Source organism: Arcicella rosea, from assembly GCF_014204325.1.
In the GTDB taxonomy this organism is placed as follows: Bacteria; Bacteroidota; Bacteroidia; order Cytophagales; family Spirosomataceae; genus Arcicella; species Arcicella rosea_A.
In genome coordinates this window covers 12,144-25,628 of sequence record NZ_JACHKT010000007.1, presented here as the reverse complement: position 1 = coordinate 25,628, position 13,485 = coordinate 12,144, and the positions used below count along the sequence as shown (strand labels likewise).

13 protein-coding genes are annotated in these 13,485 nt (G+C 36.7%); 10 read left to right on the top strand and 3 right to left on the bottom strand.

Features of this window, described 5'->3' with window-relative positions; all coding sequences use genetic code 11:
- The first annotated feature begins 68 nt into the window (after nucleotides 1-68).
- The 9 genes from HNP25_RS06465 to HNP25_RS06425 all read left to right on the top strand — a co-directional run bounded on the left by HNP25_RS06465 (nucleotide 69) and on the right by HNP25_RS06425 (nucleotide 7,783).
- A complete protein-coding gene (locus HNP25_RS06465) occupies nucleotides 69-1,100 on the top strand; it encodes a LacI family DNA-binding transcriptional regulator (RefSeq protein ID WP_184132140.1) in 1,032 nt (343 codons plus the stop codon).
- A 62-nt stretch (nucleotides 1,101-1,162) separates the two neighbouring features.
- Entirely contained in the window at nucleotides 1,163-2,887 is a 1,725-nt protein-coding gene (locus HNP25_RS06460; protein ID WP_184132137.1) for a GMC oxidoreductase, read from the top strand.
- A gap of 4 nt (nucleotides 2,888-2,891) precedes the next feature.
- Nucleotides 2,892-3,488: a gluconate 2-dehydrogenase subunit 3 family protein gene (locus HNP25_RS06455; RefSeq protein ID WP_184132134.1), complete on the top strand. Its 597-nt coding sequence runs from the start codon at nucleotides 2,892-2,894 to the stop codon at nucleotides 3,486-3,488.
- A gap of 78 nt (nucleotides 3,489-3,566) precedes the next feature.
- A complete protein-coding gene (locus HNP25_RS06450) occupies nucleotides 3,567-3,899 on the top strand; it encodes an L-rhamnose mutarotase (RefSeq protein ID WP_184132131.1) in 333 nt (110 codons plus the stop codon).
- Between the two features lie 154 nt (nucleotides 3,900-4,053).
- On the top strand, nucleotides 4,054-4,965 hold the full coding sequence (locus HNP25_RS06445; protein ID WP_184132128.1) for an NAD(P)/FAD-dependent oxidoreductase: 912 nt from the start codon (nucleotides 4,054-4,056) through the stop codon (nucleotides 4,963-4,965).
- Between the two features lie 447 nt (nucleotides 4,966-5,412).
- Nucleotides 5,413-5,994: a Crp/Fnr family transcriptional regulator gene (locus HNP25_RS06440; RefSeq protein WP_184132125.1), complete on the top strand. Its 582-nt coding sequence runs from the start codon at nucleotides 5,413-5,415 to the stop codon at nucleotides 5,992-5,994.
- Between the two features lie 8 nt (nucleotides 5,995-6,002).
- Nucleotides 6,003-6,707, top strand: a complete 705-nt coding sequence (locus HNP25_RS06435) for a hypothetical protein (RefSeq protein WP_184132123.1) — start codon at nucleotides 6,003-6,005, stop codon at nucleotides 6,705-6,707.
- A gap of 83 nt (nucleotides 6,708-6,790) precedes the next feature.
- A complete protein-coding gene (locus HNP25_RS06430; RefSeq protein ID WP_184132120.1) occupies nucleotides 6,791-7,138 on the top strand; it encodes a YciI family protein in 348 nt (115 codons plus the stop codon).
- A 111-nt stretch (nucleotides 7,139-7,249) separates the two neighbouring features.
- A complete protein-coding gene (locus tag HNP25_RS06425) occupies nucleotides 7,250-7,783 on the top strand; it encodes an SRPBCC family protein (protein ID WP_184132117.1) in 534 nt (177 codons plus the stop codon).
- Nucleotides 7,784-8,010: 227 nt separating this feature from the next.
- Here HNP25_RS06425 and HNP25_RS06420 read toward each other — a convergent pair whose 3' ends face one another.
- Nucleotides 8,011-8,172 (bottom strand): SDR family NAD(P)-dependent oxidoreductase, encoded by a 162-nt coding sequence (locus HNP25_RS06420; protein WP_184132114.1) that lies wholly within the window; start codon nucleotides 8,170-8,172, stop codon nucleotides 8,011-8,013.
- Nucleotides 8,173-8,194: 22 nt separating this feature from the next.
- On the opposite strand from HNP25_RS06420, the gene HNP25_RS06415 reads away from it, so the two are divergent.
- Nucleotides 8,195-8,800 carry a Uma2 family endonuclease gene (locus HNP25_RS06415; RefSeq protein ID WP_184132109.1) on the top strand — a complete coding sequence of 202 codons (606 nt, stop codon included), beginning with the start codon at nucleotides 8,195-8,197 and terminating at the stop codon, nucleotides 8,798-8,800.
- Between the two features lie 80 nt (nucleotides 8,801-8,880).
- On the opposite strand, the gene HNP25_RS06410 is transcribed toward HNP25_RS06415, so the two are convergent.
- Nucleotides 8,881-10,896: a glycoside hydrolase family 3 protein gene (locus HNP25_RS06410; protein ID WP_184132106.1), complete on the bottom strand. Its 2,016-nt coding sequence runs from the start codon at nucleotides 10,894-10,896 to the stop codon at nucleotides 8,881-8,883.
- A 218-nt stretch (nucleotides 10,897-11,114) separates the two neighbouring features.
- Nucleotides 11,115-13,433 (bottom strand): glycoside hydrolase family 3 protein, encoded by a 2,319-nt coding sequence (locus HNP25_RS06405; protein ID WP_184132103.1) that lies wholly within the window; start codon nucleotides 13,431-13,433, stop codon nucleotides 11,115-11,117.
- Between the last annotated feature and the right edge of the window lie 52 nt (nucleotides 13,434-13,485).

Genomic DNA, 13,485 nt, shown 5'->3' with positions numbered 1-13,485 from the left:
TATTTTGAGTAAATATTTTTTAACTAAATACCTCAGACAAGGCAAAAAACAGTAATACTATTTTCATCATGGCAAAAGAAATCACGATTTATGATATTGCAAATCAGCTACAAATCTCACCTGCTACTGTCAGTAGAGCCTTGAATAATCATCCTGCCATTAATGAAAAAACAAAGGTTTTAGTAAACGCCAAAGCCGAAGAATTGGGCTATCGTTCTAATAAATTTGCCAGTAATTTACGCAAGCAAAGTACCAGTACAATTGGCGTTATTGTGCCGAGATTGAATAGTTATATCATGTCCACCGTGTTGGCGGGTATGGAAAAAATTGCTAACGAAGAAGGCTTTAATTTGATTATCAGTCAGTCGCTTGAGTCGCAAAAAAAGGAAATTGCCAATGCCCAAACCATGTTCAATAGTCGTGTAGATGGCTTGTTGGTTTCGGTGGCTTTTGATACTGATTCTTTCGAGCATTTTCAGCCTTTCTTAAAAAAGAAAATTCCCCTCATTTTCTTCGACCGAATTTTAGAAAACAACAATTGCCCAAGTATTGTAATAGATAACACAAAAGCAGGCTACGAAGCAACCAATCATTTAATTCAACAAGGAAGAAGTAATATATTGCACATCACAGGAAATCTTCAAAGAAATGTGTATGCCGACCGACTAAAAGGCTATCAGCAAGCATTGTTGGAAAACGAAATACCTTTTCAAAAAGAATTTTTGTGGGAAACAGCTCTGAATTTGGAAGCAGGCAAAGAGGTGGCTCAAAGAATTAAAGCGATGCCTAATCGTCCTGATGCTCTTTTTATTGCCAGCGATTTATGTGCCGTTGCTTGTATTTCGGCATTAAAAGAAATGGGAATTGATGTACCGAATGATATTTCTGTGGTGGGTTTTAATAATGACCCTGTTGCTCAAGTAATTGCTCCGAAACTTACCACGATTCATTATCCAGCCAAGGAAATGGGCGAAATCGCTGTGAAAAGTATGATTAATCATTTGAAAGGAACAATGAATTTAGATAAAACCAACGCCATTACCTTACGTTCGGAGTTGATTGTGCGTGAATCAAGTAGAATTATTGAGCATTCAGCATAAGTCGGATTGCATTTTCAAGAAATATCTTCGACCTTAGAGGAATACAATTTTATATAAAATTTATGTCAAATCTAAACATTAAAATTAACAAGGAAAATAGCTATGATGCCATCGTAATTGGCTCTGGCATGAGTGGTGGTTGGGCTGCCAAGGAACTTTGTGAAAAAGGTTTGAAAACTTTGGTACTTGAAAAAGGAAGAATGGTCAATCATATCGAAGATTATCCAACCATGATGCAAGAGCATTGGGATATGCCTCATCGTGGCGGACTTAGTTTTGAAGACCAACAAAAACATCATATTCAAATCAGAAGTGGCTTTGTCGGAGAATCTGTAAAGCATTTTTTTACGAACGATATTGATAATCCTTATCAAGAAAAACAGCGTTTTGACTGGATTCGTGGGAATCATGTAGGCGGTCGCACACTTACTTGGGGAAAGCACGTATATCGCTGGAGTGATTTAGATTTTGAAGCCAATGCCAAAGAAGGCATCGGTATCGACTGGCCCATTCGCTACAAAGATTTAGCTCCGTGGTACTCTTATGTTGAAAAATTTGTAGGCGTAAGTGGTGAAAAATTAGGTTTAGACCATCTGCCCGACGGCGAGTTCCTCCCTCCTATCGAACTGAATTGTTTAGAAAAACATTTTCGCCAAGAAGTAGCTAAAAAATTCAACGGTCGCCCAGTCACTACAGGACGAGTAGCTCACCTCACCGAACCACAACCACAACACCTTGCCTTAGGTCGTGGAAAGTGCCAAAACCGCAATCGTTGCTCAAGAGGCTGTCCTTATGGAGCATACTTTAGCAGTAATTCCGCTACTTTGCCAGCGGCAAACAATACAGGAAACTTCGCTATTCGCCCCAATTCTATTGTTCATTCAATCATTTATGATGAAAAAACTCAAAGAGCCACAGGTGTAAGAGTAATCGACAGCGAAACAAAAGAAGAAATTATTTTCAAAGCAAAAATCATTTTTAGCTGTGCTTCCACTTTGGCAACAACCCAAATTTTGATGAATTCTAAATCCAATCGTTTCCCCAATGGAATGGGAAATGATAGCGGAGAATTAGGTCATAATTTGATGGATCATCATTACAGAACAGGTGCGATGGGTTCGCATGATGGTTTTGAAGACCAATATTACAAAGGACGCAAACCGACGGGCTTATTTATTCCAAGATTTGTGAATTTGGATGCAGCTTCTAAAAATCCAAATTTTGTGCGTGGTTACGATTACCAAGGAGCTGGCGGCGGCAGAAGTAACTGGGGAAGAGGCGTAAGTGGCGAAGGCGTTGGAGCAGCATTTAAAGAATCACTTTTCAAACCGGGCGGTTGGGGAATGACTTTAATGGGTTTTGGCGAAGTATTGCCTTACCACGAAAATAAAGTAAGCTTAGACCCCGAAAAAACAGATAAATGGGGCATTCCGCAATTGATTTTTGACGCAGGTTTGAAAGAAAACGAAATGAAAATGCGTGAACAAATCAGAATTGATGCTGCAGAAATGTTAGAAAAAGCAGGTTTCAAAGATGTAAAAACCTTTGATAATGCAGGCAGTTTGGGCGTTGGCGTACACGAAATGGGAACTGCCCGCATGGGTCGTGACCCAAAAACTTCGGTACTCAATGGCAATAACCAAATTCATGCAGTACCCAATGTTTTTGTTACGGATGGTGCTTGTATGACTTCCTCTTCTTGTGTAAATCCTTCTATTACTTATATGGCATTGACGGCGAGAGCGGTTGATTTTGCCGTGAGTGAGTTGAACCGTAAAAATTTATAGCCTTATGAACCGCAGAGAAGTCCTTAAAAATACCACTTTATTCTTGGGTTATAGCCTTTCGGCTGGAGCATTGTCGGAGCTTTTTATCGCTTGTCAAAAAGAAGCTCAATTGAATTGGCAACCAGTTTTTCTATCCAATAATCAAGCAAATTTGATTGCTGAAATTGCTGAAACAATTTTACCTAAAACCGAAACGCCCGGAGCAAAAGAATTGGGTGTGCCTCAGTTTATCGATAAAATGTTAAAAGAAATGCTTTCGGAAGCAGACCAAAAAGCCTTTGTAGAAGACTTAGAAAAATTTGACGAAACTTGTGAGGAAGCCAATAAAAAGCCTTTTATAGAGTGCAATGAACAAGAAAGAGAAGCCTTTTTACTGAAAGCCGACAAAGAAGCAGGCAAATTGCCACCTTCGGCTTGGGGAATTACTTTGGTAGCCAAACCAGATCCCGTGGCATTTTTTAGAAGAGTAAAAAGTCTGACGCTTTTGGGCTATTATACTTCTGAAAAAGTTGGTAAAGAAATCCTTTCTTACGACCCCGTTCCGGGAGCATTCATTGCGTGTATGCCTTTGAGTGAAGTCGGTAATGCTTGGAATGAGTAAGATTTAGCCAGCAAAAAGAGTATTCCAATACTTTTTTTACTTATTGGTTAAATTCATCTAAAAAATATTAAATAAACAATGAAAAGATTTTGCCTTGCACTTGACCTAGTAAATGACCCCAACCTAATCGCAGAATATGAAGCCTATCATCAAAATGTTTGGGAAGAAATTAAAGCGAGTATTTTAGGTGCTGGAATTATAGACATGGAAATCTATAGAATCATGAATCGACTGTTTATGATTATGGAAACCGAAGACGATTTTTCATTCACTAAAAAAGGAGAAATGGATGCCAGCAATCCAAAAGTACAAGAATGGGAAACCCTAATGTGGAAATATCAATCGGCATTACCTATCGCCAAAGAAGGAGAAAAATGGCTTTTGATGGACAGAATTTTTAAGTTGGTATAGCCATTCCAATAACGTTTAATCCTGTAAGGTTTTAAAAATCTTACAGGATTTTTTATACTCTTTTTTCCAAAAAACAATCATATATTTATCTTATTATGCAACAGTGTTGCATAAATAACTTATTTTTGTTTCATAAAAGATAAAACACACTTATATGACAAAGGAAAATCTATTTGACGTAATTATTATTGGAGGTAGTTATGCGGGGCTTTCGGCAGGAATGGCTTTGGGACGATCACTTAGAAAAGTACTTATCATTGATGGCGGAAAGCCTTGTAATATCCAAACACCACATTCTCATAATGTCATCACGCTGGATGGAGAAAGCCCAAGTGCCATTACCCAAAAAGCTAAAAACCAAGTATTAGCCTACGATACTGTTACTTTTTTAAATGGATTGGCAACGAAAGCAAGTAAAGCGAATGATGAAAATTTTGAAGTTCAAACTGCTGATGGAGAGATTTTTGTCGCTAAAAAGCTTTTGTTTGCCACAGGTGTTTCGGACATCATGCCTGATATAAAAGGCTTTTCGGAGTGCTGGGGTATTTCTATTTTACATTGTCCGTACTGTCATGGTTATGAAGTAAAAGAACAAAACACTGGTATATTGGGCAATGGTGAAATGGGTTTTGAATTTAGCAAGCTTATTAGCAACTGGACAAAACAATTAACGCTTTTTACAAATGGTAAATCTACGCTGACCAAAGAACAAAATCAAAAACTTTTGGCACATCGCATTAGTATTGTTGAAGATGAAATCGAAAGTGTTGAACATGAAAAAGGAATAATTAAACAGGTTGTTTTTAAAAATGGTACGAAACAAAGTTTAGCCGCACTTTATGCCAGAATCCCATTCGAGCAACATTGTAAAATCCCAGCAACATTGGGTTGTACTTTAACAGAACAAGGTCATATACAAGTAGATGATTTTCAAAGAACAAGTATTGCAGGAATCTTTGCCGCAGGTGATAATACAACGATGTTTAGGTCGGTAAGTAATGCCATCGGAGCAGGCAATAAAGCAGGTGCATTGATTAACCATGAATTAATTAATGAGGAGTTTTAGGGGATTAAAATCTATGAGATTAGCCCGATATTTTTTAAAATTGATTTAAACTTGGTAAATCTTTTTTTAACCTTCTTGCCTCAACAAAATGTGCAAAGTAATAGATAAAATACTCATGGCATGACTTTCATTAAATTTTGAAAAAAAGTGAATCTTTATTAGTCATACCATGAGTAGCTTTTGTATCGGTATAGCAATAAATTGGAGACACTGTCTATAAAGCTTCACGCATTCCCATAATAAGATACTTCTTTTAAAACACCAATATCTAAAAGTCAAAACCCCGAGGATTGAATCTATAAATGCAATCTACAAGCAAGGATTAATTATTTAATTTAGAAATAAAAAAATAATGTGATACTTTAGAAAAGGAAAGGCTCTTTTCAGCTAATTCGCTGTAAATTGTTGATTAATATTATCTTTAGTAATTACGCTAAAACTTGCCTTATGAACGACAATCATTTTTTGAATAAGATTTTTAATCCACAAAATTTCAAGGAAGGAGATTTAAAAACCATTTTTAGTCAATACCAAAAAATTGAATTTGCAAAAAACGATTACCTAATCAAAGAAGGAACAACTGCCAATTATTATTATTTTATGGAGGCTGGTTTTGCCAGATCTTATGTAATTGATTTAGATGGAAATGATATTAGCACCAAATTTTTTAGTTCAACCGATATAGTCATTGATTGGCACTCTTACTTTTTAAAAACAAAATGTCGTGAGAATGTACAAGCGATAAGTGCTTGCAAGGCATGGAAAATTTCTTTTGAAAATTTCATGAAATTATTTCATATTGAATCTTTCCGAGAAGTAGGGCGTACCCGTTTAGTGAACAATTATTTTGAACTAAAAACCCATTCAGTTTCTGTCATTGCCGACCCCGCAAAAGAACGCTACTTGAATTTATTAAAAACCAAACCTGATATTGTTCAGAACGTTCCATTAAAACAAATTGCCACTTATTTGGGTATTACCGATACTTCTTTAAGCAGAATTAGAAAAGAAATTGCAGATAACAAATGAACAAACTAATGCACTATTCCGTACCAGAATGGCTTTCGCCCTTATTCCTAATTGCTATATGTATTCCTTTTATCATGATTGTTTTGTGGGTACGAAAAGTAACTTTTACTCAACATAGGCATTTTACTTACAAAGCGGTAGCCATCTTTTATATCGTGTACTTGTTGTACATAAGCCTCGCAAGTTTTAGTGGTTGGTTTGATAAAGTATCTTTTCCCCCAGCAGTACTTTTATATACCACTTTCCCTTATGCTTTTTTACTTTTTGGCGTAATCTCTAACCTAAAAATCTATCAAAATATTCTAGAAAAAACGAATCTGGAAGACCTTGTTAAACTTCATATTTTTAGGCTTATTGGTGTGTTTTTTGTATTACTTGCTTTTTATGATGCCTTGCCCAAAGCCTTTGCTTACGTGGCTGGTTTTGGTGATATAATTACCGCCATTAGCAGTATTTTTGTGGTAAAAGCAATTCAAACTAAAAAAAGTTATGCTAAAAAATTAACTTACTTCTGGAATATCTTTGGCACAATAGATATTTTATTTACTGCCATCGCTGCCAACGTACTCACCAAAATCTCAATAGAAACTGGTTCAATGGGTGTTGATACTTTGGCTGTGTTTCCATTTTGCATTATTCCTGCTTTTGCCCCTCCTACTATTTTGTTTTTGCATTGGTCTATTTTCAAAAAATTACAAAAAAAATCAACATAAATTCACTTCTTGTCCTATGGCAAGACAAAGCATATTTCGACACTATACCTTTGTTTCATCATTAAAACATAACAAAAAAAACGATGGAACAGAAAAAAGAATTTATGCTAATGTTCAGATATGAACCAAGCTTCGACTACCAACCAACAGCTGCCGAAATGGATGAAATGCACCAACAATGGGGTGCTTTTATCGGAAACATTGCCATTCAAGAAAAATTAGTCAGTACTCATCAATTGGGTTTTGAAGGAAAACAAATTTCAGCCGACCATTCTGTAATTTCTGGTATCTATATTTCAGAAAAACAGATACTTGCTGGTAATATGATTGTGAAAGCTAATAGCCTCGACGAAGCCGTTGAGATTGCCAAAGACTGCCCTATTTTATCGATGGGAGGCACGGTTGAAGTAAGAAATATTCAGCCGATGTAATTTGGAAGTGATTAATCAACAAAGCGATTTCATTTCCTATTAAAAAGGATAAACCATTCATTTACAATAAAATAACTTTATTAAATACTTAATTCAAAACATCCAATGAAAATGATATTATCAATTACAGCCATCGCATTAGTTGCATTTTTAAGCTTTGGGTTTTACAAAGCCAGCGGACTTAAAAACATTCAAATTGTAAAATCAGTAACAGTGAAGGCTTCAAAAGAAGAAGCTTTTGATATGGTACGATACTTAAAAAACTTCCCGAAATGGTCGCCATTTTTAGCACAAGACCCAACATTAAAATATGAAGTAAAAGGGAATGATGGAATTGTAGGAACGCAATATCATTGGGAAGGAAATCAAGGGAAAGACTTGGGTTATCAAGAAATTATGAAAGTTGAAAATTATCAATTTGTTGGCATGAAATGCTACATTCAGAAACCATTCAGTGCCGAACCTACTTTTGATTATTCTTTCAAAGAAAGTCCTGATGGCATTGAAATAACACAGGATTTCAAACTGGAATCTGGTTTGGTAGATGCTTTCTTTTTATGGCTCTTCGGTGCAAAAGCTGAAATGGAAAAAACGAATCAACAAGGCTTAGATTTATTAAAGAAAGCCGTTGAAAACAAACAATAACCCTTTATTTACTCCTCAGATTATAAACAAACAGTCGTTCGTAAAATACAAACGACTGTTTTATGGCTTTCAAACACTTACTCAAATATAGCTACGGTCTGAGTACTATTAAATTATTGTGTATTTTAAATACTAAACCGAACTTTTCAATTGACTGATTGATAAGGCTTTGTACTTCTGCTCTGTTATTCTTTCTTTAATATTACATTTTACAAAATGGCTTCCGCTCACATTGCTACAAGTTTAGAAACAGTAGCCATACCTTCCGTTTCATTGACATCCGATACAATCACTTTTACTACTGATTTAGCAAAAGCCACAGCCCTTGCTTTACCAATACCCGAAGAAGCTCCTGTGACTAAGCATACTTTATTTTGGATTTTTTTCATTATTTTTGTCAAAAATGATGTTATGGAAGCTGTATTAAAATACTCTGATTTAGATACGATTAATGGTATTTACTCGTATGCCGACTATTTAAGTTGGCGGTTTGAACAAGCTGTTGAGTTGATAAAAGGTAAAATTTTACCGATGTCTGCTCCAAGCAGAAAACATCAACGTATCTCATGGCAACTTACGCTAACGCTTGGTAATCATTTTAAGCATCATGCTTGTCAAGCTTACGCCGCTCCTTTTGATGTTCGTTTGTACGATAAACAAAAATCAGCTTTGGTAAACAAAGATGTTTTGACCGTAGTACAACCTGATATTTGTATCATTTGCGACCTTGAAAAATTGGACGACAAAGGCTGTTTGGGTTCACCTGATTTGGTCGTTGAGATTCTTTCTCCGGGTAATTCTTCTAAAGAAATGAAACTAAAAAAGGCTCTTTACGAAGAAAATGGCATCAGAGAGTACTGGATTATCGACCCTGAACACGAAACTGCTTTTCAATTCCATTTATTAGAAAATGGGCTGTACAGTCCCGCTTCGATTTATGCCAGTGATGATACTTTTGAAAGCGTCATCTTCCCAAATCTTTTTGTGGATTTAAACGAAATTTTTAGCAATATATAAGCTTAATTTCCATCGCTAAACGTTGTTCCTCCATCCACAATAATATTGCCCCGTCATAAATCCATATAAATAAATTTCAATTAATAACTAATGCCTTCGCCAAACTTAAATAAAGCGTAGCCTTGGGGTTTCAAATAACCCGGTACATCTGATTGATTTTCTGAAACTACTTTTTCAGAAACAGGCGTTGTAAAAGGCATTTTGCCTGTTGGATTGAAAGCTCCAGTCACTACGTCGATTAAAGCTTCGCTTGTTGTGCCAAAAGTGGCTAAAACTGATTTTAGATTGCCCCCTCCTATTTCGTCAATCACCCACGGATTTGTAAAATTGATGGCTACAATCGTTGGTTTTACTTGAATGATTTCGTTGACATGAGCAACATCAATTTTATTTTTTGATAAACTCAATTCAATCGGTTTGCCTTGTGAACTAAACAAACTTCCACCATTCGGAATCAACCAAAGTAACACCACATCCGCTTCTTCTTTACTTCCAACAAATTCAATATTGGTATGCTGAATATTGGGTTTATTGACAGTAATAGGATTTTTGGTTCTCCCATTATCGTAATACGTTTCAAAATAAACTTTGGTCTTTTTCGCAATTGGTAAAAGTTTATCATCATTACGCAACAATACAATTGATTTTCTTAATGCTAAATCGCCTTTTTTCTGAAAATCAGCATTGCCAACGGTTTTTACAGCAGCCTCTACGTCCACATAAGGGTTTTCAAAAAGACCCAATTGAAATTTTTCACGAAGTAAACGAGTAATTGATTCATTGATTCTCTCTTCCGAAACCAAGCCTTTTTTCACTGTCTCCAACAATAAAGAAGGGTCGGCCCCTCCAGAGAAAATATCTACTCCTGCATTAATTGCTTTTTGATAACGTTCCAAAATCGTAAGGTTTTCAACGCCCCAAGGCATCATGTCAATTGGGCCCGTATCAGAATTGATGATGCCTTTAAATCCTAATTGTTTTCTTAACAAATCTTGAATAATGGCTTTGTTATAAGAAAAACCCACTTCTTCAAATTCTTTGCCTTTTGGAGCAGAATAATAAGGCATGATGGAAGAAGTACCCGCTGCAATTGCTGCTTTGAAAGGTTTTAAATGATATTCAAACATTCCACCCGGATAATGAGCATTTTTTCCCCAATCGAAGTGTGAATCCTGTCCTCCTACTTGTGGCCCGCCACCCGGAAAGTGCTTGGTCGTCATTGCCACTGAGTTTTTACCCAATTTTGTACCTTGAAAACCCAGTACAATTTCACGAATCATGTCAGAAGTTAAATCTGCATTTTCGCCAAAAGTACCTTCAATGCGTTGCCAACGTGGTTCGGTCGATAAATCTGCCATGTACATATAGCCTTTGCGTAAGCCAACTGCCGACCACTCTTTCCCAGCAATTTCAGCAAATTCACGAGTAAGTTTTAAATCACGCATGGCGGCTAAACCTAATTCTCCGGGCCATTTCGAGAAAACCGTTGTCCCAACACTCAAGCCAATAGAAGCATCAATCGTTACGTGGTTTCGTGGATTAGAAGCGATAACCGCAGGAATGCCCAAACGAGAACTTTCGCACAAAGCCTGTAAATTATTCGACCATTCAGCCATGATTTTTGCACTGGTGTTGGCTCTTAAAATAAAGTGACGCAACTGAAAATTCATTACTCCTTTAGTAGTTCCTGCCGCCGACATCGTTGGCACTGGCAAAGGTTTACGAGTAAACATATTGATGGGTTGCATCAAATCTTCCTCGTTGAAACCACTTGAAATTTCAGCTTTCGGTGCATTTGGTTGGAAAGAATAATCACCTGCCAAACGAGTAGTACTAATCACCATAAAGCCGATTTTTTCCTCTAAAGTCATTTGATTCACCAAATCCTTTACTCTTACATCAATTGGTAAACGCCAATCTTCATACTGGTCTAATTTACCGTTTTTATTTAAATCTTTAAATTCAAAATTCTTTTCTTTAAGCAAAGCCACACTACGCTTGCCGAGGTCTGGCTGAACTATTTTTTGAGCATTCAAACTCAGTGCAAATACTGCTTGAAAGAGTATGTGCGTGGCGTATCGTAAACAAGCTCTCATATTTTAATATTATTTTAAAATAACTGATTATACCAACATACTTATTTGAATATAACTTCCTGAAATCTAGGAGATTCATCCGTGAAGGATTAGTCTATAAAGCTTAATGAAATAAATTTATACTTATTTTATCTATAAATAATCATATTTTAAAATCAATCGCTTACGGATATGTATAATCTACAAGCTGCTGACCTCTATTTATATTTAAAAGAAATCTATTTGAACTTAGTAGTTCTAGCGTCTTTAATCACTCCTTTCCAGTTCAATCCAAAGCCAAAATCATACAAATTTCCTGCTGAATCTTTGTGTGGTTTCATATCATAAGGAACGTCTTCTGCTTGTTTTTCTACCGTTATCATGTCGGCTGGCATCTGCATTGGCAATAATGCCGAAGGCTCAAATTTGCCCGAAATAATGTCTAAAATTGCTTGGTCTTGTACGCCAAAATTCACCAAAATAGCCGAAGCTGATGATTCAATTTCAGAGAAAATCATTGGATTTGAAGTATTTACAGATACAATCACAGGCTTATTTTTCATTTTAGCTTTTGTATCTACTACCAATTGAGCGTCTGTAATATTAGGCGTTTTAGCCGTTTTATTTTTATAAGTACGGTTGGTAAAATTTTCCATTGGGTCACCACCAGCAATACTTGTTTCACGAGCTTCAGTTGCTGTGTAATCGTTATACTGCAAACTTATTGGTACATAACCATTACCTCCTTTTTTCAAATCTTCTTTATCGTAACCAATACTTGCTGTTGGATTTAGAATAAATACTACGGCAAAATCTGCTTCGTCAGCGTTATCAGTTACATTAAAGTACTTTTTCACCATCTCTAAACTTACAGGATAATCGTTTGAAGCTGGACTTTCCATACCCAAGAAATTTCTACTTGCAGGAACAAAACGCTTAGGAATATACACTGTCTTTTTAGCAGTAATGGGCAAAGTTTGTGTTTGGTTTTTTACTAAAACCACCGACTTCAATTGTGTTTCGTAACCAGCTTTCATAAATTCAGGCTTTCCAACAATCGCTTTAGTTTCTGCTGGTGCTAAATATGGATTTTCAAAAACACCTACTCTGAAAATATTACGCAACAAACGAACGGCAGATTGTTCCATTCTTGCTCTCATTTTTGCTTCGCCATGTTCTTTTACGCCCATTTTATAAGCTTCAATCACAGGTTTCGCATCGTTGTTTCCTCCGAATTGGTCAACGCCAGCCATCAAAATTTTATAGTGACGTTCAGCGATTGTAAGGTTTTCTACTCCCCACGATTTTCCATCAATAAAAACATCCATCGCTTTGTGGTCGCCAGTAACCAACCAGTCAGTACACACAACGCCATCGTATTTATATTTTGTTCTCAATAAATCGTTGATAATATACTTGTTATAATTATTCGCTACGTTTTCACCATTCTTTTTATCTTGATTCCAAGAAATGGTATAATAGGGCATTACAGCCGAAGCCATCTGAGTTTTACCTTTTAATTTGAAAGCTCCGTTGATAAATGGAATCAAATGAGCGTCAAAATTATTGCCCGGATAAACCGCAAACTTTCCGTTTGCATAGTGTGCATCACGTCCTGCTTCGCCAGAGCCACCGCCCGGCCAGTGTTTTACCATCGCATTTACGCTACCTAAACCCCAACCACTGCTGGTTGATTTATTTCCCAGTGAAGTTTGGAATCCATCACAATAAGCCTGTGCCATTGCTGCTGATAACAAAGGACTTTCTCCAAAAGTACCGCTGAATCTTGCCCAACGTGGCTCAGTAGCAATATCTACTTGTGGCGAAAGAGCCGTAGTGATACCCAAAGCACGATACTCTGCTGCTGCCACTTCACCGAATTTCTGCACTACCGAAGGGTCAAAAGTAGCCGCCAAACCCAATGAACTTGGCCACATCGAAATTTCACCGCCTGATGCCGCATCATATTCTGCTCTTGCCTTTGTTCCGTGACGAGGGTCAGTACTGTTGTTGGCAGGAATCCCTGCACCAACACTTTCGCAATAAGCTTGTAATTTATTGTTCCACTGTGCTGCAATTTCAGGACTTTGCACGGTCGTAATCAACACGTGGCGAAGATTATCTTCTCTTAAAAATTTCTTTTGTTGGTCTGTTAAATCACTTGGATCTACTTCGCCTTCTTTGAAAGGCTTACCATTATAAGTACCCGCAAAATAACCACCAGCACGAGCAGGAATCGACTGATGAGCTGAATACAACATCAAGCCAGCAATTTCTTCAATACTTAGCTTGCTTGCCAAATCTTTGGCTCTGGGATCATAAGGCAAACGCCAGTCTTCAAACTTGTCTAATTTTCCATTTTTGTTTAAATCCTTAAAAGCCAAACCATTGACTGTAAGTATTTTAACACCAGAAACAGGCGAATAACCCAACGTTTGTCCGCCTTGATTTTGAATAAGATTAAACGTGCCTTTAGATGTTTCGTTCCACTTCTTCTGAGCAGAAACGGACAATGAAGCACAAAGCAATACTGCCGAAGTAAAAAAAGATATTTTCATTTTAAAAGTTAGGATGAAATTGTCATGAACAGTGTTATTCAATCTATAAATT